The 19110-nt window shown below is 65.8% G+C and carries 18 protein-coding genes; 8 read left to right on the top strand and 10 right to left on the bottom strand.

All coding sequences use genetic code 11. The features are described 5' to 3' along the window. The first annotated feature begins 185 nt into the window (after nt 1-185). From rnr to sugE, 4 genes are all read left to right on the top strand, one after another. Nucleotides 186-2942 (top strand): ribonuclease R, encoded by a 2757-nt coding sequence (gene rnr / locus ACVKN3_RS03545; RefSeq protein WP_285407075.1) that lies wholly within the window; start codon nt 186-188, stop codon nt 2940-2942. After that, nucleotides 2939-3685 carry a 23S rRNA (guanosine(2251)-2'-O)-methyltransferase RlmB gene (gene rlmB / locus ACVKN3_RS03540; RefSeq protein WP_354515860.1) on the top strand — a complete coding sequence of 249 codons (747 nt, stop codon included), beginning with the start codon at nt 2939-2941 and terminating at the stop codon, nt 3683-3685. Before rnr ends, rlmB begins: the two co-directional genes overlap by 4 nt. After that, nucleotides 3682-3990 (top strand): CBU_0592 family membrane protein, encoded by a 309-nt coding sequence (locus tag ACVKN3_RS03535; protein WP_285407072.1) that lies wholly within the window; start codon nt 3682-3684, stop codon nt 3988-3990. Before rlmB ends, ACVKN3_RS03535 begins: the two co-directional genes overlap by 4 nt. Before the next feature lie 137 nt (nt 3991-4127). Further along, nucleotides 4128-4457, top strand: coding sequence for a quaternary ammonium compound efflux SMR transporter SugE (sugE, locus tag ACVKN3_RS03530; RefSeq protein ID WP_354515863.1), 330 nt, complete (start codon nt 4128-4130; stop codon nt 4455-4457). Nucleotides 4458-4633: 176 nt separating this feature from the next. Here the strand turns inward: sugE and phoU are convergent, their stop codons facing one another. From phoU to rnt, 6 genes are all read right to left on the bottom strand, one after another. Then, complete coding sequence (gene phoU / locus ACVKN3_RS03525) at nt 4634-5341, bottom strand: phosphate signaling complex protein PhoU (protein WP_036140715.1); 708 nt, start codon at nt 5339-5341, stop codon at nt 4634-4636. A gap of 26 nt (nt 5342-5367) precedes the next feature. Then, the gene (gene pstB, locus ACVKN3_RS03520; RefSeq protein WP_240003967.1) at nt 5368-6111 is read right to left on the bottom strand and encodes a phosphate ABC transporter ATP-binding protein PstB; all 744 of its coding nucleotides are present in this window, start codon (nt 6109-6111) and stop codon (nt 5368-5370) included. 79 nt (nt 6112-6190) lie between these two features. Then, complete coding sequence (gene pstA / locus ACVKN3_RS03515) at nt 6191-7060, bottom strand: phosphate ABC transporter permease PstA (RefSeq protein WP_036140717.1); 870 nt, start codon at nt 7058-7060, stop codon at nt 6191-6193. Continuing rightward, complete coding sequence (gene pstC, locus ACVKN3_RS03510) at nt 7060-8091, bottom strand: phosphate ABC transporter permease subunit PstC (protein ID WP_354515865.1); 1032 nt, start codon at nt 8089-8091, stop codon at nt 7060-7062. Before pstC ends, pstA begins: the two co-directional genes overlap by 1 nt. 120 nt (nt 8092-8211) lie before the next feature. Next, entirely contained in the window at nt 8212-9228 is a 1017-nt protein-coding gene (gene pstS, locus ACVKN3_RS03505) for a phosphate ABC transporter substrate-binding protein PstS (protein WP_285401346.1), read from the bottom strand. Between the two features lie 145 nt (nt 9229-9373). Continuing rightward, nucleotides 9374-10033 carry a ribonuclease T gene (rnt, locus tag ACVKN3_RS03500; RefSeq protein WP_285401345.1) on the bottom strand — a complete coding sequence of 220 codons (660 nt, stop codon included), beginning with the start codon at nt 10031-10033 and terminating at the stop codon, nt 9374-9376. Between the two features lie 204 nt (nt 10034-10237). On the opposite strand from rnt, the gene ACVKN3_RS03495 reads away from it, so the two are divergent. From ACVKN3_RS03495 to ACVKN3_RS03480, 4 genes are all read left to right on the top strand, one after another. Further along, entirely contained in the window at nt 10238-11623 is a 1386-nt protein-coding gene (locus tag ACVKN3_RS03495) for a carbohydrate porin (protein ID WP_285401344.1), read from the top strand. Nucleotides 11624-11885: 262 nt separating this feature from the next. Further along, complete coding sequence (locus ACVKN3_RS03490) at nt 11886-12257, top strand: hypothetical protein (RefSeq protein ID WP_285401343.1); 372 nt, start codon at nt 11886-11888, stop codon at nt 12255-12257. Nucleotides 12258-12432: 175 nt separating this feature from the next. Then, nucleotides 12433-13122 (top strand): carbonic anhydrase, encoded by a 690-nt coding sequence (locus ACVKN3_RS03485; RefSeq protein ID WP_036140723.1) that lies wholly within the window; start codon nt 12433-12435, stop codon nt 13120-13122. A 12-nt stretch (nt 13123-13134) separates the two neighbouring features. Then, nucleotides 13135-14652, top strand: coding sequence for a SulP family inorganic anion transporter (locus tag ACVKN3_RS03480; RefSeq protein ID WP_285401340.1), 1518 nt, complete (start codon nt 13135-13137; stop codon nt 14650-14652). Nucleotides 14653-14956: 304 nt separating this feature from the next. Here ACVKN3_RS03480 and nth read toward each other — a convergent pair whose 3' ends face one another. The 4 genes from nth to ACVKN3_RS03460 all read right to left on the bottom strand — a co-directional run bounded on the left by nth (nt 14957) and on the right by ACVKN3_RS03460 (nt 18957). Further along, entirely contained in the window at nt 14957-15595 is a 639-nt protein-coding gene (nth, locus tag ACVKN3_RS03475; protein ID WP_036140725.1) for an endonuclease III, read from the bottom strand. After that, nucleotides 15592-16200, bottom strand: coding sequence for an RnfABCDGE type electron transport complex subunit B (locus ACVKN3_RS03470; protein WP_285401338.1), 609 nt, complete (start codon nt 16198-16200; stop codon nt 15592-15594). Before ACVKN3_RS03470 ends, nth begins: the two co-directional genes overlap by 4 nt. A gap of 25 nt (nt 16201-16225) precedes the next feature. Beyond that, on the bottom strand, nt 16226-18343 hold the full coding sequence (gene metG / locus ACVKN3_RS03465) for a methionine--tRNA ligase (RefSeq protein WP_285401336.1): 2118 nt from the start codon (nt 18341-18343) through the stop codon (nt 16226-16228). Nucleotides 18344-18504: 161 nt separating this feature from the next. Beyond that, on the bottom strand, nt 18505-18957 hold the full coding sequence (locus tag ACVKN3_RS03460; protein ID WP_285401334.1) for a DUF2147 domain-containing protein: 453 nt from the start codon (nt 18955-18957) through the stop codon (nt 18505-18507). Nucleotides 18958-19110 lie beyond the last annotated feature (153 nt).

The raw sequence follows: 19110 nt of genomic DNA, 5'->3' as shown, positions 1-19110 counted from the left end.
GATTAGGTAGGTCGAGTATGCTTGTCAACTATTTTGCACCCCGGATGTGAAACTATTTCCCATCCCCCTTCAAAGGTTCTTACGTGACAAAGAAAACGAAAGGTTCGGATACCGAACGCGGTCCCCGTAAACCCAAGGCCAGCCGCGCCGGCAAGGCGCCGGAAGGCAACACCCCCGCGCATGCCGTGGTCGATCCCCATGCCGAGCGCGAAGCCCAGCGCTACGAGAAGCCCATCCCCAGCCGTGAGGCCATCCTGGCCCTGCTGGAGGAGCGCGGCGAGCTGCTGGCCGAATACGACATCGCCCGGGCGCTGCGCCTGTTCGATGAATACGAGATCGTCGCCCTCAACAAGCGCCTGGGCGCCATGGTCCGCGACGGCCAGCTGCTGCGTAACCGCCGTGGCGACTACGCGCCGGCGCAGAAACTCAGCCTGATCCCCGGTCGCGTCATCGCCAATGCCGAGGGCTACGGCTTCCTGCGTCCGGACGAGGGCGGCGACGACCTCTACCTCTCGCCGCAGCAGATGCGCAGCGTGCTCCACGGCGATCGCGTGCTCGCCAGCGTGGTCGGCATCGACCGTCGCGGCCGCCGCCAGGGCGCCATCGTGGAAGTGCTGGAGCGCCGCTCGCCGCGGATGGTCGGGCGCGTGGTGATCGAGAACGGCGTGACCCTGGTCGAGCCGGACGATCGCCGCCTGCACCAGAACATCATGATTCCCGCCGGCCGCGACGCCGGTGCCCGCTCGGGCGAGATCGTCGTGGTGGAGATCACCGATCCGCCGACCCAGCAGCGCGGCCCCATGGGCACCGTGCGCGCCGTGCTCGGCGAGCGCCTGCAACCGTCGCTGGTGGTCGAGATGGCCATCGCCAGCCACGACCTGCCGCACGAGTTTCCGCCGCAGGTCATCCGCCAGGCCGAGGAAATCGAGCCCAAGGTCACCTCGGAAGAACGCAAGGGTCGCACGGACATCCGCAAGCTGCCCCTGGTCACCATCGACGGCGAAGACGCACGCGACTTCGACGACGCGGTGTATGCCGAGTCCCTGAAGGACGGCGGTTTCCGCCTGATCGTGGCCATCGCGGACGTTTCGCACTACGTGCCGGTGGGTACCCCGCTGGACGTCGAAGGCTACAACCGCAGCACGTCCACCTATTTCCCCGGGTTCGTCGTGCCAATGCTGCCGGAGACCTTGTCCAACGGCATCTGCTCGCTGATGCCGAAGGTCGAGCGCCTGTGCATGGTCTGCGACATGGAGATCGACGAGGAAGGCGAGGTCACCCGCTCCAAGTTCTACGACGCGGTGATGTTCTCGCATGCGCGCCTCACCTATAACAAGGTCTGGCAGGCCGTGGGCGAGCGCAATGCCGACGTGCGCGACGAGATCGCCGACGTGCTGCCGCAGGTGGAAACCCTGCACAAGCTGTACAAGGTGATGGCCAAGGCACGCAAGCGCCGCGGCGCCATCGATTTCGAGACCCCGGAAGTCAAGTTCCGCCTGGGGCCAGCGGGCGATGTGCAGTCGATGGGCGCTTCGGATCGCAACGACGCGCACAAGATGATCGAGGAATGCATGATCGCCGCGAACGTGCAGGCGGCGCGTTTCCTCACCAAGCGCAAGGTGCCTGCGCTGTACCGAGTGCATGCCACGCCCCCGGCCGAGAAATACGAAGACCTCCTGCAGTTCCTCAAGGAGTTCAAGCTGAAGATGCCGCCGGCCGACGAAGTCACGCCTGCGGATTTCTCGGCCCTGCTGAAAAAGGTGCAGGACCGCCCCGAGGCGGAGCTGATCCAGTCGGTGCTGCTGCGCGCGCAGAGCATGGCCATCTACCACCCGGAAAACCAGGGTCACTTCGGCCTGGCGCTGGATGCGTACGCGCACTTCACCTCGCCGATCCGCCGTTACCCGGATTTGCTCGTCCATCGTGCGATCCGCTATGCGATCACGCGGGGCAAGCCGTCCGAGTACGTCTACAGCGACACGCAGATGTCCGCCATGGCCATCCACTGCTCGCAGCGCGAGCGGCGTGCCGAGGAAGCCGAGCGCGACGTGGACGAGCGCTTCAAGTGCGCCTGGATGGAGAAACACGTCGGCGAGGAATTCGCCGGCACCATCACCGGCGTCACCTCGTTCGGGCTGTTCGTCGAGCTGGCCGCCTCTCGCGTGTCGGGTCTGGTGCATGTCTCGCAGCTGCCCAACGATTACTACAAGTTCGATCCAGTCCGTCACCTCCTGCAGGGCGAGCGCACCGGCGCGGCGTATCGCCTGGGCGACTACGTGAGCGTGCAGGTGCTGCGTGCCAGCCTGGAAGATCGCAAGATCGACTTCCGCCTTATCGCGCGGCTGGCCGCGCTGCCCAAACCCGCGCCGAAGGTGGCCGCACCGGTCGCCGCGCCGCGCTCGGGCATGATGGAAGCGGGCAGGGCGATGGGCCGTGCGGCGAAGAAAGCCGTCGGCCGCATCTTCGGCAAGAAGACTCCGGCACCGGTGGCCGTCGAGGAACCGATCGCGCCGAAGGCCCGTCCGGAGCGTTCGCCGGCGGCGGAAACCACGGCCGATCGCTCGGAGCGTTCTTCGCAGCGGGGCTCCCGCCAGCGCGGCCCGCGTCAGGCGGGCGGTGGTGAATCGCGCCAGGACGATAACCGCTCGGGCAACCGTCGTGGGCCGCGTCGCGACGACACGCGTGACACGCCGCCGTCGCCATCGTCGGAGGCTCCGGCACGGGGCAGGGCGACATCGAAGCGCGGCGGCGCGCCGGCTGGCGCGGGTTCGTCGGGCGAGGGTCGTTCGTCGGCCCCGGCCGTGAAGAAGGCCCCCAGGAAGCAGGCCGCGGCACCGTCGGACGCAACGACGACGGATACACCGTCGACGGAGCAGGCCACGGCGAAGAAGTCCACGACGCGTCGTGGTCCGCGTAAACCCAGGAGCAAGCCGCAAGCATGAGCGAGTCGTGGATCGTAGGCATCAATCCGGTCGAGGGCGCACTCGTCAACGACCCGGATCGTATCCGTGAAGTACTGATCGAGCAGGGTTCGAAGAACGCTCGCATTGCGGAGATTGCGGGCCAGGCGCGCAAGCTCGGCCTGATCGTCAAGCCGGTGGCCAAGGAACAGCTGGAGAAGCTCGGTGGCGAAGCACGCCATCAGGGCGTCATCGCGCGTTATGAAACTCCGCCCTTGCGCGACGAGAGCGCCCTGCCGGCGTTGCTCGAGGCGGCGGGGGCGGATGCGTTGGTGCTCGTACTGGACGGCGTCACCGACCCGCACAACCTGGGTGCGTGCCTGCGCAGTGCGGCGGCGGCCAAGGTGACGGCGGTGGTGGTACCGAAGGATCGCGCGGTAGGCATCACGCCCACCGTGCGCCGCGCGTCCGCCGGCGGTGCCGACCTGGTGCCGCTGATCGCGGTGACCAACCTGGCCCGCGCCCTGCGCCTGCTGAAGGACGCCGGCGTGTGGATCACCGGGCTGGACGGCGACACCGACCAGTCCATCTACGCGATCGACCTGAAGGGGCCGGTGGCGCTGGTGATGGGTAGCGAGGGTGACGGCATGCGTCGGCTCACCCGCGATACCTGCGATTTCGTGGCGAAGATACCGATGCCCGGCGGGATGGAGAGCCTCAACGTCTCCGTCGCCACGGGTGTCGTCCTGTTCGAGGCGTTGCGTCAGCGAGGTGCGAAGAAATGAATGCGATGTTCTGGCACGACTGGGCGGGTCTGGTCGGCGTGGCACTGGTGTTGATCGCCTTCCTCCTGCTCCAGGCGCACAAGGTGTCCGGCCAGGGTTACGCCTATCAGGTGATGAACCTGCTGGGTGCGTTCGGCATCCTGCTGTCGCTGGTGTTCGGCATGTTCAACCTGTCGGCGTTCGTGCAGGAGCTGGCCTGGTTCCTGATCAGCGTCTACGGCATCGTCCGTGGCGCGAAGGTACGCAAGGCCGCGGCCGATCCCACGACCGGTTCCACCGGTCCGACCGTCGGCCCCTCCGTCTGACGAGCGGGTCAGCGCGGGGTTACACACGCTCCGTATAATGGCAACGGGTCGGCGCAACGCCGGCCCGCTTCCGGGGACGACCCCGGAACGCGCACCATCTCCGCGGGGACGACCCCGCTCTTGCGGAGCACACTCCCATGTATTGGTTGATTCTTGTCGTGGCCGGCTTTTTCGAAATCGCCTGGGCCGTCGGCCTTAAATACACCGAGGGCTTCACCCGTCTGTTGCCCAGCGTCCTCACCGCGGGCGCGATGCTGGTGAGCATCGTGCTGCTGGCCTTCGCGACGAAACAGCTGCCCCTGGGCACGGCGTATGCGGTGTGGACGGGCATCGGCGCCGTCGGCGCGGTGATTTTCGGTATCGTGTTGTTCGGTGAGTCGGCGCAGCCGTTGCGGCTGGTGTGCGTCGGGCTGATCGTGCTGGGGATTCTGGGGTTGAAGCTGACGTCGGCGTCGGCGTCGGTGTAGGTCGTCGTCCGTGTAAACGTCTATCGCGCACATCGTGCGCTCCTACGCTCGGCGTAAACGTGGATCGCGCACATCGTGCGCTCCTACCCTCGGCGTAGGAGCGCACGATGTGCGCGATTTGCGATCACGTGCGAAACGGTCGCTACGCGCGCCCGATCGACGTTCGCCGATCGATGTTACATATCCGGATTGGCGGTCGTATCGCGCTTGATCCGCGGCGCGACCAGCGGTTCGCCATGCACGACGAACCAGACGTTCTCGGCGATATTGGTGGCGTGGTCGCCGATACGTTCGATGTTCTTCGCCATGAACAGCAGGTGGGTGCACGGCGTGATGTTGCGCGGGTCTTCCATCATGTAGGTCAGCAGTGCGCGGAACACCACGGTGTACGCCTCGTCGAGGTCGGCATCCGACTTCCACACTTCATAGGCGGCTTCGGCGTCCTGCGCGTCGTAGGCCTTGAGCACGTTGCGCAGCTGCTCGGCGGCCAGTTCGGCGAGGTTCTTCAGGCCGCCGGCGGCGCTGATCGGCGCCACGCGGCTGAGCGGGATGGAACGCTTGGCGACATTGGCGGCGTAGTCGCCGATGCGCTCGATGTCGGCGGCGATGCGCAGCGCCGCGAACACGTTGCGCAGGTCGCCGGCGATGGGGGCGCGCAGGGCCAGCAGGCGGACCACGTCCTGGCTGACTTCCTGTTCCAGGGCATCCAGCGCGTCGTCGTTGTCGACCACCCGCTGCGCCGCGCGCTCGTCGCGACGTTCCACCACGTCGATGGCGGCTTCCAGCTGCGCCACGGCCAGTTCGCCCATGCGGACGATCTCGCCGGTGAGACGCTTCAGTTCGCCGTCGTAGCTCTTGATGATGTGTTCGTGCGGGTTGTTCATCGCGGGTGCCTCGAAGTGGGGAGCGCTCAGCCGAACCGGCCGGTGATGTAGTCTTCGGTCTGCTTCTTATCCGGCTTGGTGAAGATCTTCTCGGTCCGGTCGAACTCGATCAGTTCGCCCATGTACATGAACGCGGTCATGTCCGAGCAGCGCGCCGCCTGCTGCATGTTGTGCGTCACGATCACGATGGTGAACTGGCTTTTCAGTTCCTCCACCAGTTGCTCGATACGGCTGGTGGCGATCGGGTCCAGGGCGGAGGTGGGTTCGTCCAGCAGCAGCACTTCCGGCTTCAGCGCGATGCCGCGCGCGATGCACAGGCGCTGCTGCTGACCGCCGGAGAGGCCGAGCGCGCTCTGCTTGAGCTTGTCCTTCACCTCGTCCCACAGCGCGGCGCCGCGAAGGGCCTGCTCCACGCGGCCTTCCATGTCGCTGCGGTTGAGCTTCTCGTGGTGGCGGATGCCGTACGCCACGTTCTCGAAGATGGTCATCGGGAACGGCACCGGTTTCTGGAACACCATGCCGACCTTGCTGCGCAGGCGGTTGAGCGAGTACTTCGGGTCGAGGATGTTCTCCCCGTCCAGCACGATCTCGCCGCTGGCGCGCAGGCTGGGATAGATCGCGTAGATGCGGTTGAAGATGCGCAGCAGGGTGGACTTGCCGCAACCGGACGGCCCGATGATGGCGGTGACCTTCTTCTCCGGCACGTCCATCGCGATGTTCTTCAGCGCGTGGAACTCGCCGTAGTGGAAGTTGAGGTCGCGTACGGTCATCTTCGGCGCCGCCTGGCCGAGGTCGACGGCGGCGTGCGGCGAGGTGCCGAATCCGGGCTTGGACGCGACTTCGTTGAGATTAGTCATTGGACACCTTGGAACGCGAGAAGACGAAGCGGGCGGTAAGGCTGAGCGCCAGCACGAACATGGTGAGCACGAAGGCGCCGGCCCAGGCCAGGGTGTTGATGTCCGGGCTGGGGTCCTTCGTGTATTCGTAGATGACCTGCGGCAGGCTGGGCATCTTGTCGATCGGGTTGAAGGTCATGAAGTTGTTGCCGAACGCCGTGAACAGCAGGGGCGCCGTCTCGCCGCTGATGCGAGCCAGGGCCAGCAGCACGCCCGTGACGATGCCCGAGCGCGCGGAACGCACCAGGATCTGCAGGGTCAGCTTCCACTGCGGCACGCCCAGCGACAGCGCCGCCTCGCGCAGCGTGCCTGGTACCAGCCGCAGCATTTCGTCGGTGGTGCGGACGATGACGGGCAGGGCGATGAGGGCCAGGGCGATGCCGCCTGCGATGCCGGAGAAGGTCACATCGCCGCCGGTCAGCCACTTGGACGGCAGCACGATCACGGTATAGACGAACAGGCCCAGCACGATCGACGGTGCCGAGAGCAGGATGTCGTTGAGGAAGCGGATGGTCGGCCCCAGCCGCGAGCGGCGGGAGTATTCCGCCAGCCAGGTGCCGGCGGCCACGCCGATGGGCGTGGCGATCAGGATGCCGATCACGTTGAGGATGAGGCTGCCGACCATGGCGTTTGCCAAGCCGCCTTCCTCGCGGTACGCGGTGATCTTGGTGAACAGCTGGGGCCTGAGGCCGGCGATGCCCTGGCTCAGGGTTTCCCAGAGGATCCATGCCAGGAACAGCAGGCCGATGCCGGTGGCCAGCACGCTGAAGACCATCGCGAGGATGTTCTTGATACGGCGCCGGGTATACAGCGAGGCGGACATCAGGTGCCCTCCTTGGTCGCCAGGCGGCGGAGCATGAGGCGCGCGATCAGCAGCACGATGAAGGTGACCACGAACAGCAGGAAGGCCAGCGCCATGAGCGCCGATTTCTGCAGGCCCTCCGCTTCGCCGAACTGGTTGGCGATGGTGGAGGCGATGGAGCTGCCGGTCTCGAGGATGGACGGGGTGAACTGGAAGGTGTTGCCCAGCACGAAGGCGACCGCCATGGTCTCGCCCAGCGCGCGGCCCAGGCCGAGGAAGATGCCGCCGATCACCGCCGTGCGGGTGTAAGGCACCACGATGTCCCACACCACTTCCCAGGTGCTGGAGCCCAGGGCATACGCCGATTCCTTCAGCCGGGTCGGCACGGTCTGGAACACCTCGCGCATCACCGAGGAAATGAACGGGATGATCATCACCGCCAGCACCAAGCCCGCAGTGAGCACGCCGGCGCCGAAGAACGGGTATTCGCTGGAGAAGAACTTGGCGATCCAGGGCACGTGCTGCACCAGCCACGACACCTGACCGTCCGGCGGCTCCGTGCTGAGGTTGTTCATCAGCCACGGCTTGATATGCGCGGCGACGAAGGGCGCGAAGATGAAAAGACCCCACATGCCGTAGATGATCGACGGAATGCCGGCCAGCAGTTCGATGGCCGAGCTGACCGGACCGCGCAGCCAGCCGGGCGCGATCTCGGTGAGGAAGAGTGCGATGCCGAAGCTGACCGGCACGGCGAAGACGAGGGCGATGAGCGCCGTAACCACGGTGCCCATGACGGGAACCAGGGCGCCATAGCGGTTGTTGGTCGGATCCCATTCGGCGCTGGTGAGGAAGCCCCAGCCGAACGTGGCGAAGGCGTCGCGGCCCAGCCACAGCGTGGAGGCGGCGGCGCCGACAAGGCAGACCAGGACCAGGAGGGCGCAGGCTTTCAGTGCCCCACCGAATATCCGGTCGTTACGCGTGTCCCGCGCGTTGCGGGATGCTTCCGCCTGGCGTTCCCGATCGGCTACGGCGTTGCTGACGGTGGCGTGCATGGTCGGTGCGGATTCCCGAAAGGCCTTTCAAACATGTGGGTCGCCGCTCCTGTCGGAACGGCGACCCGCCTGGACGATACTGTGGGCCGCGGATGTGTCAGCCGACCCATCGGTGTCGAATCAGTTCTTGAACTCCGACGCCCAGTAGGCTTCGATCTGCTGGACCAGCGGCGCCGGCAGGGCGACGTAGTCGAGCGAAGCGGCCTGCGCCTGGCCCTTCTCGAGCGACCACTTGAAGAAGTCGAAGGCGACCTTGCTGTGCGAGGCGTTCTTGGACTTCTTGTACATGATCGCCCACGTGGTGGCGGTGATCGGCCAGGCCTGCGCACCCGGAGCGTTGGTCATGATCAGGTTGAAGTCCTTGGCGGACTTCCAGTCGGCGGTGGCAGCGGCGGCACCGAAGGCCTCGGCGTTCGGCTGCACCCACGTACCGGCGGCGTTCTGCATCTGGGTGTACGAGAGCTTGTTCTTGGTGGCGTAGGCGTATTCGACGTAGCCGATCGAGCCCGGGATCTGGCGCACGTACTGCGACACGCCTTCGTTACCCTTGCCGCCGACGCCGGCCGGCCATTCCACGGCGGTGCCGAACTTCACCTTCGACGCCCACTCCGGGCTGACCTTGGACAGGTAGTTGGTGAAGTTGAACGAGGTACCGGAGCCGTCCGAGCGGTGCACGACGGTGATCTTGACGTCGGGAACCTTCACGCCGGGGTTGAGCGCGGCGATGGCCGGATCGCTCCACTTGGCAACCTTGCCCAGGTAGATGTCGGCCAGTACCTTGCCGTTGAGCTTGAGCTGGCCCGGGGCGACGCCCTGCAGGTTGACGATCGGCACGATGCCGCCGACCACGACCGGGAACTGGCCCAGGCCGAACTTGGCGAGGTCTTCGGCGCTCATCGGGGCGTCGGACGCGCCGAAGTCGATGGTGCCTTCCTTGATCTGGGCGATACCCGCACCCGAACCGACCGACTGATAGTTGAGCTTGTTGCCGGTGGCTTCGGCATAGGTGGCGGACCACTTCGACAGCACGGGGTAAACAAAGCTTGAGCCTGCGCCCGTGATATCGGTGGCCTGGGCGGACATACCGAACAGGGATGCGGCGACGAGCGCGGCGATGCGGAGTTTACGTGTGAACACGGGGTGGTCCTCGGATGGATGAGTGTCAGGCTTGTACGCCTGGGGCCGTATTGCAGCCCTGCCGTGTTGCAATGAGACGTACTGAATGTTTCAACCTCATGACACTCGCCTTTTTGGTGTCATATTCAGGAACTTACGAAACGCCTCAAACCACGATCGAGGCCGCCTGATCACGTTCGGCCAGCTCCAGGTGGCGCCAGCGGTTGACGATCCGGCAGAAAAGCTCCGCCGTCCGCTCCGCGTCGTAGATCGCCGAATGGGCCTCGCGGGTATCGAATGACAGCCCTGCGGCCAGCACGGCCTTGCTCAGCACCGTCTGCCCGTAGGCCAGGCCGCCCAGCGTGGCGGTGTCGAAGCAGCTGAAGGGATGGAAGGGGTTGCGCTTGTGCCCCGTGCGACGCACGGCGGCGTTGAGGAAGGCCAGATCGAACGCGGCGTTGTGGCCCACCAGCACGGCGCGCTGGCAATCGGCGGCCTTGACGGCGTCGCGCACGGCCTGGAAGACGTGGTCCAGCGCCAGGCGCTCGGGCAGGGCGCCACGGAAGGGGTGATCCGGGTCGATGCCTGTGATTTCCAGCGAACGCGGGTCGATGTTCGCGCCCGGGAAGGGCTCCACGTTGGCGGCCACGGCCGGCTGCGGCACCAGGAGGCCCGAGGGCTCCATCGTCACCACGACCACGGCGATCTCGAGCAGCGCGTCGCGCTCCGCGTCGAATCCCCCGGTTTCCACATCCACGATCACCGGCAAAAACCCCCGGAACCGCGCTGACATGCTCGAAGCGGTGCTGTTACTCGTCGTATCCATCCTTAAAGGATATCAGCCGGGGGCGCGGTGCGTCCGTGTTAAGCGGATGTGCGCGTGTCTTCGATCTGTCACAAAAAGGGCATGGAACGGTAAACCCCACGGCTCATTCTTCGCGCCGTTGGCCCTGCTTGAGGATTTTCGGACAGAAAAGACTCAACGGGGGCACAGGGGTCTACACACAATTTCATACAGCGGAGAAATCCCATGCGTTCCAAGTTGCTCACGGTGGCCATCGCCGCCGGTCTGGGCCTGACGAGCTTCGCAGCCCTCGCGGCTACGCCGAAGTCGCAGCAGCCGGCCCGCGTCACGGTCGACGCCGCCACCCTCCAGCAGCTGCAGGCGCAGCTGGCCGCCCTCCAGTCCCAGGTCGCCGACCTGCAGGCCAAGCAGGAAGCCCAGGCGGACGCCCAGATCGAAACCGCCAAGGTCGTCAACGACGTGCAGGTGGCTGCGGCCAAGCCGACCGACGACCTGTCCAAGAAGCTCGACGCGCTGAACAAGCTGGTGGATAACACCAAGGTCGGCGGCACGATGTTCTTCGACGCGACCAATCAGGATCACGACGAGAAGATCGGCAACGCCCGCTCGCTGCAGAAGGACGGCCACGGCTCGACCAACGGTACCGGCTTCGACGTCAAGCGCTTCTACCTGACGGTCGACCACAAGTTCGACGATGTCTGGTCGGCCAACCTGACCACCGACTTCAACTACCAGTCCACGCTGTCGCAGACCAGCCTGTTCGTGAAGAAGGCCTACGTGCAGGGCAAGTTCGATCCGCTCTTCACCGTGCGTTTCGGTGCGGCCGACATGCCCTGGATCCCGTTCGTCGAGAAGTGGTACGGCTACCGCTACGTCGAGAACACCATCACCGACCGTTCGTTCGAAGGCGGCCGCAGTGGCGGCACCGCGACGGCTGGCGGCGTGGGCTCGTTCGGCAACTCGTCCGACTGGGGTATCCATGCCATGGGTGCCACCACCGGCGACAACGCCGTCAACTACCAGCTCTCGGTCGTCAACGGTCGCGGCTTCCGCAACCTGAGCCGCTCCAAGAGCGTCGACACCGAAGGCCGCTTCGCCTACTCGCCGATCGAGCAGATGGTGATCGCCATCGGTGGCTACACCGGCAAGCGCGGCAACGACGTCGAGAACGGCGCCCCGACCCGCACCGCCACGCGTGGCGACGTGCTGCTGGCCTGGCGCGACAAGACCTGGGGCGCGGGCGTGGAATACTTCCACTCCGAGAACTGGGACGACATCCTGAAGTACCAGGGCGCGGGTCCGGGTGTGGGCGCCGCTACCAACACCACCAAGGACAAGGCCGACGGTTACTCGGTCTGGGCCGACTGGCACTTCTACGAGCAGTTCGCCGTCTTCGCGCGCGCCGACAAGCTCAACTACAAGTACAACAACCTGCTGAACGTCGAAGAGAAGCTCAACGACAAGTACTACAACGCAGGCGTGTCGTACGACGTACTGAAGAATCTGAAGCTGGCACTCGTCTACAAGCACAACAAGCTGGACGGTCCCTTCGCCACCCCGTACCACTACAAGACGAACGAAGTGGGCTTCTGGGGCATGCTGAGCTTCTAACGGGCATCGGAACGGAGTTCTGCTCAAGGACGAACCGGACGGCGGGCGCAAGCCCGCCGTTTTTTTTGTGCGTTGCGAATGATCTCAGCCCTCGGAGCCGGCATCCGGACGTCCAAACTGAATGCCCACACCCCGTCGGGGCGGGCGAAAGGCCGTCAAAACCGTTGTCACGTCACGTTTTCGAACAGAAAACTGCGTCATGCCTGAATTTGCTGCGTCGCCACACTTGCGGTCGCCGGTGCGCCTGTCGTAGGTTCGGCCCATGGACACCCCCGCCGCCCTCGTCATGCGCCGCTTCGCAAGCACGATCTTCGTGTTCTTCGCGTTGCTCGTCGCCTGCATGGGCGTCAGCGCCGCACCCGCCGCGGCGGAGGCGCTGTCGGTGACGATGGCCCAGGAACATGCAACGCAGCATGTCCATGTCGCTGCCGCGGACGACACCGTCGCCTTCGACGATCAAGACGCCGTGCCCTCGCTGGAAGACAACAGCGGCGGCGGCCTCGACGACACCTTCGACGTGCCGCCCCTGCACATCGTCTCGATACCCCGCATTGCCACCACCGGCCATGCGGACGTGCGCCCCCAACCGCACGCGCACCACCCCAGCCTGGACCTGCGCCCTCCCATCGCCTGATGTCCTCGCGGCGCCCATGTGCGCCGCTTCCGCCAGCCCGTGTCGCGACTGTCGTCGCCATGCCGGGCTTGTGCAACCCCATTTCCTTTCCCTTTCCCCGCGTGTCGGCGCCTTTGCCGGCCGCCGCGAGCGTGAGCGCTCGCGCCCCCTTTCCGCCAAGAAGAGAGAAACCACCATGGAACGTCTCATCCAGGGCTTCGACAACTTCCGCCGCAACATGACCGACGACCAGCGCGAGGTCTTCACCCGTCTGGCGTCCGGCCAGACACCCCACACCATGTTCATCACCTGCGCCGACTCGCGGATCATGCCCGAGCTGATCTTCAACGCGCAGCCGGGTGACCTGTTCGTCTACCGTAACGTCGGCAACATCGTGCCGCCGTACGCCCAGCACGTCAGCGGCGTGGTCGCTGCCATCGAGTATGCGGTCACGGCGCTGAAGGTCCAGCACATCGTGATCTGCGGCCACTCCGACTGCGGCGCGATGAAAGCGTTGCAGAACCCCTCCGTATTGAAGGGCAAGCCCTCCGTGGAGCAGTGGCTTAAGCATGCCGACGTAGCCCGTTACGTCGTCGCCGAGAACCGTCCCACCATGATGGGCGAGGAAGGCCTGCGCTACCTCACCGAAGAAAACGTGGTCGGCCAGCTGGAACACATGCGTACCCTGCCGGCGGTCGCCGCCGCCATCGCCAACGGCAGCCTGCGCATCCACGGCTGGATCTACGACATCGCCCAGACGGAAATCACCGCCTTCGATCCCCTCGAAGGCCGGTTCCGCCCCCTCGTCGCCGGCGATGCCCACGCGCCCGACGCGACACCGCACGCGCGTTTCTCGACGCCGCTGCCGGTGGCAAACGCCGCTTAAGGAAAGCCAGACATGCGCGCTTATTTCTCCCAGGGCCTCTTTGGCCGCGACCTCCTCGGTTCGGTGGTCGTTTTTCTTGTCGCTCTGCCGTTGTGCATGGGGATCGCGATCGCGTCGGGTATGCCACCCAGCGCGGGACTGATCACTGGCATCGTGGGCGGTATCATCGTCGGCTCCATCGCCGGTTCGCCGCTGCAGGTCAGCGGCCCGGCGGCGGGCCTCGCGGTCCTGGTGTTCGAATTGGTGCGTGAGCACGGCGTGGCCGCCCTCGGTCCCGTCGTGCTGCTGGCGGGCCTTATCCAGGTCGTTGCCGGCCTGTGCAAGGTCGGCGTCTGGTTCCGCATGACCTCGCCCGCCGTCGTGGCGGGCATGTTGTCGGGCATCGGCATCCTCATCGTGGCGTCGCAGTCGCATGTGCTGCTGGACGCCATCCCCAAGGCCCGAGGCCTGGAGAATTTCGCGGCGTTGCCTGCGGCGGCGTGGGAATCGGTGACCGGTGCGGGCGAGGGGCAGGCTCCGGCCGCCCTGATGATCGGCCTCGGTACCATCGCCATCATGCTTGGCTGGGAGAAGCTGCGCCCGGCCAAGTTGCGTTTCGTGCCCGGTGCGTTGCTGGCGGTGGTCGCCATGACCCTGATCGCGCAGCTCACCGCGGTGGACGTGAAGCGCGTGGACGTGCCGGCCAACCTGTTCTCGGCGGTCAGCCTGCCCAGCATGGGCAGCCTGTTCGGCCTGTTCGACGCCACCCTGCTGGTAGCCGCCGCCACGTTCGCCTTCATCGCCAGCGCCGAAACGCTGCTGTCGGCGGCGGCGGTGGATCGCATGCACGACGGCGTACGCACCAACTACGACCGCGAACTGACCGCGCAGGGCGTAGGCAATCTCATCTGCGGTTTCCTCGGCGCGCTGCCGATGACCGGCGTGATCGTGCGCAGCGCGGCCAACGTGCAGGCGGGTTCCGCCACGCGCATGGCCGCCATCCTGCACGGTGGCTGGTTGCTGGCCTTCGTGATGCTGTTGCCGTGGCTGATGCGGATGACACCGGTCTCGTGCCTGGCCGGCATCCTCGTCTTTACCGGCGTCAAGATGGTCAACCCCGGCCAGATCAAGTCGCTGGCAGCGTACGGCAAGGGCACGGCGGCCGTGTACGTCGCCACCACGGTCGCCATCGTCGCGACCGACCTGCTCACCGGTGTGATCGTCGGCTTCGGCTTGTCGCTGTTCCGCCTGGCGCTGCTCTCGTCCAAGCTGAAGATGGACGTGCAGCACCACGACGAGCCCGGCCACGCCACGCTGCACCTGGAAGGCTCGGCCACGTTCCTCAAGGTGCCGACCATGGCACGCAAGCTGGAGGCCGTGCCGGCCAACACCCGCCTCAACGTACGCATGGATCGCCTGGTTCACGTCGACCAGGCGTCCCTCGAGCTGCTCAAGGAGTGGGGCCAGAATGCCTCCAAGCGTGGCTGCGAGCTGATCGTCGACTGGCACGAACTGGGCCGCCGCGTCGAAGGCGCCCCCCAGGCGGCATAGTTCCGGCCCACGAGGGGCCATGTAGGAGCGCACGATGTGCGCGATCCCTCAACGTTGCTACATCGAATGAGGCAAAAACGCCGGCACTAGCCGGCGTTTTTGCTACCTGAGTTTTGCTTCGTTTTGCGCTTGGAAACGCCGTTTCATAGGCTTTTTATGGCTTCGTTCGCCATCGTTGCGTTGAGGGTTCGCGCACGTGCGTGCGCTCCTACACACGCATCCGGTCAAGCGCGTCCCACATGCCGTCAGGCCCGGTCAGGCGCATCCCGTCGGGCGCGTTACGCATCCCGTCGAGCGCATCCCGTCAGGCCGCTTTCGTCTTTTGCTTGAACGCACAAAGATCCACGATGGCGCAGCTAGGACATTCCGGCTTCCGCGCCTTGCACACGTAGCGACCGTGCAGGATCAGCCAGTGATGGGCATCCTGGATGAACTCCGCCGGGATGACCTTCTCCAGCTTGTCCTCGACCTTGCGCACGTCGGGGCCGGGGGCCAGGCCGGTGCGGTTGGCGACGCGGAAGATGTGCGTGTCCACGGCGATGGTCGGTTCGCCGAAGGCGGTGTTGAGCACCACGTTCGCGGTTTTCCGCCCGACGCCGGGCAGCGATTCCAGGGCCTCGCGTGACTTCGGTACCTCGCCCGCGTAGCGGTCGACGAGGATCTGGCTCATCGCGATCAGGTTCTTCGCCTTGTTGTTGTAAAGGCCGATCGTGCTGATGTACGGCTTGAGCCGGTCCAGGCCCAGGTCGAGGATCTGTTGCGGCGTATTGGCCACGGGAAACAGCTTGCGCGTGGCCTTGTTCACGCCCACGTCCGTGGACTGGGCCGACAGCGCCACGGCGGCGAGCAACTCAAACGGCGTGGTGTACGCCAGTTCGGTTTTCGGATGCGGATTCAGCTCGCGCAGGCGGCTGAACATCTCGACCACATCGGCTTTCTTCACGGGCTGTCCTTCTTCCGTGCCCTGGCCCGGGCAAGGGCCTCGAGGACGGCATTACGTGCGGCAGGTGCGGCCACGTCGGCCTTGTTCGCCGCCAGCTGGCGTTCGCGCTCGGCGCGTTCGTGGGCAAGGCGGGCTTCCCGGCGCTGGAAATGCCGTCGCGCGGCATCCGCGTGCCCGGGATCCTCGGCTTGCGAAACGGGCATGGGATCGAGTCGGATGCAATCGACCGGGCAGGCGGGTACGCACAGCTCGCATCCGGTGCAGAGGTCGCTGAGCACCGTGTGCATCACCTTCGAGGCGCCCACGATGGCGTCCACCGGGCACGCCTGGATGCACTTGGTACAGCCGATGCAGTCGGCTTCGACGATGCGTGCCAGCGTACGCGGCTTTTCCACGCCATGGGCGGGGTCCAGCGGCACGATCGGGCGATCCAGCAGATGGGCCAGCCGGCGAATGCCGGCCGCGCCGCCGGGCGGGCAGCGATCGATGCCCGCCGCGTCAGCGGCGATGGCTTCCGCGTAGGGACGGCAGCCGTGGAAACCACACTGCTCGCACTGGGTCTGCGGCAGGAGGGCGTCGATGCGATCGGCGAGCGTTGGCGTCATGGCTGGCGCGCGGCCGGTGGGCGGATCAGCGGACGGTGGCGCCCGGTGCCGCACCCTGGTCGGCATCCAGCAGGAACAGATCCGCGCCGCCGTCACCGGCGGACAGGATCATGCCTTCCGACAGGCCAAAGCGCATCTTGCGCGGGGCGAGGTTGGCGATGAACACCACGCTGCGACCGACGAGTTTTTCCGGCTCCGCGTAAGCCGCGCGGATGCCGGAGAAGATCTGCCGCTTACCAAGGGGGCCGGCGTCCAGTTCGAAACGCAGCAGCTTGTCCGATCCTTCGACGAACTCGCAGGCCAGCACCTTGCCGATGCGCAGGTCGAGCTTGGCGAAATCGTCGATGGACACGGTGGCGGCGGTGTCGGCGGCGGTGTTGGCAGGCGTGGCTTCGGTCATGGGCTTGGCGTTTTCTTTGGGTTTCTTGGACGGTTTGGCTTCGGCCACGGCTTCGCGGGCCTGCTCGGAGGGGGACAGCGACTCCTTCGAGGCGTCCACCATCGCGGCGATCTTCTTCGGATCCAGGCGCGAGAACAGCGGCGAGAACGCATTCACGGTATGGCCGAAGAGCTCGCGCCGTGCATCGTCGAAGCTGGCGATGGGCGCGCCGAGGAAGGCCTCGGCGGCGGCGACCGTGGTCGGCAGGATCGGCTTGAGCAGCCCGGACAGCAGGCGGAAGGCGTTGATCGCGAACGAGCACACCTGGTGCAATTCGTCGCGGCGCGTGTCGTCACGAGCGATGACCCAGGGCGCCTTCGCCGCGATATAGCCGTTGACCGCATCGGACATGGCCACGAAGCGCCGAGTGACTTCCGCGTACTCGTCGGCCTCGTAGAGTGCATCGATACCGTCGTACTGCCCCAGCAGGTCGGTCCACAGCGCGGACGCCTCGGGGTCGAAGCGATCGGACAGCGTGCCGGCGAAATGCGTGTGCAGGAAACCCGCGGTGCGGCTGGCGATATTGGCCCACTTGCCGACCAGATGCGAATTGACGCGTTCCTCGAACGATTTCAGGTCGAGGTCGACGTCCACCGGCTGTGGGCTGAGCATGGTGGCGAAGTAGTAGCGCAGGGCTTCGGGGTCCAGGCCGACATCCAGGAAGGTGCGCGCCTGGATGAAGGTGCCGCGCGACTTGGACATCTTCGCGCCGTTGACTGTCAGGTAGCCGTTGGTATGCAGCGCGGTCGGCACGCGCATGCCGGCCCCGTGCAGCATGGCCGGCCAGAACAGGCCGTGGAAGTTGATGATGTCCTTGCCGACGAAGTGATGCATCTCGGCCGTGCTGTCCGCGCGCAGGAAGTCGTCGAAGACCAGTCCGGTGCGATCGCACAGGGCCTTGAACGCGGCGAGGTAACCGGCCGGCGCGTCCAGCCAGACATAGAAGAACTTGCCCGGTGCGTCGGGAATCGGGAAGCCGAAGTAGGGCGCGTCACGCGAGATATCCCAGTCGCGCAGGCCACCGTCGATCCATTCCGCCAGCTTGGCCACGACGCCGCTGTCGGCGGTGGGCTTGCCTTCGGTGAACTTGCCCGCGAACCAGTCGCGCAGCAGCTGCTCGAACTTGCCCAGTTCGAAGAAGTAATGCTCCGAATCGCGCAGCACCGGGGTGGCACCCGACATCACCGAATACGGATTCAGCAGGTCGGTAGGCGCGTAGGTGGCACCGCAGTTCTCGCAGTTGTCGCCGTACTGGTCGGGCGTGCCGCACTTGGGACAGGTGCCCTTGACATAGCGATCGGGCAGGAACATGTCCCGCGTGGGGTCGTACAGCTGCTGGATATCCCGGCGCGCGATGTAGCCGGCGTCGCGCAGGCGCGTGTAGATGGCCGTCGCGATATCCCGGTTTTCCGGGGAATGCGTGGTGTGGTACTGGTCGTAGCTGAAATGGAAGTCGGTGAAGTCCGCTTCGTGCGACGCCCGGATGCCGGCGATGTAATCTTCCGGCGTCAGCCCGACCTTCTCGGCGGCCAGCATGATCGGGGTGCCGTGGGCGTCCTCACCGGCGACGTACCACACCTCGTTGCCTTGCATCCGCTGCGCCCGCGCCCAGATGTCGGCCTCGATGTAGCCGAGCATATGGCCCAGGTGCAGCGGGCCATTGGCGTAGGGAAGGGCGTTGGTAACCAGGATGCGGCGGGCCATGAGGATCGCGGTCGGCTTCGGGGCCCGCGATTATGGCATGGGGCGCGGTTAGGCGGTTTTTTGCGGGCACCCGCCTCGCAAGAACGACGGGTGTAGGAGCGCACGATGTGCGCGATGCCCTTATGGCCGTGCCCTACGGCGCTCCCCTCATTCCACCCGCTTTATTCCACCCGCACCCAATCCTGGCTACGCCCGATCAGCGAGAAACCGATGTAACCGTGGACGTCGAGCGTCTTGCCGCCGTTCTCCAGCTTCACGGTGAGCTTGTAGATCTTGCCCTTGGCCGGATCGAGGATCTGGCCACCCGACCACTCGTTGTCACCGTCCTTCTTCAGGCCCCAGATGATGGTCATACCCTCGATGGGCTTGTTCTTCCGCTCGCCATCGCACTGGGCGCAGACGGGATGCGGGCCATGATCGGACTTGAGCACCTGCAGCACCTTGCCCTCCAACTGACCGTTGGCGCCCTCGGTGATCTCGACGATGGACTTCACTTCCTTGGTGGTGTCGTCGATCGTCTTCCATTTGCCGACCGGGCTGTCGGTGGCGGCAAAGGCGGGGAGGGCGCTCGCGACGAGGGCGAGACCTAGGGCGGCGCGGATCATGGACTTCATAAGTTTGCGGTACTCCCCATACGGTAAGGTATGGCCGGAGCCTGACGAGGGCCATCGACGCCGTCAAGCTGCACCGCGCCAGATGCGCCGCCAAGGGCAGGATGGACGGGAAGCGGGTGCCGACGGTCCGGTGCCACCCCGCTAGCTGGCATA

It is taken from the genome of Luteibacter sp. PvP120 (assembly GCF_054055715.1).
The sequence above is the reverse complement of the archived record's forward strand: the minus strand, read 5'-3'. Positions and strand labels throughout refer to the sequence as shown.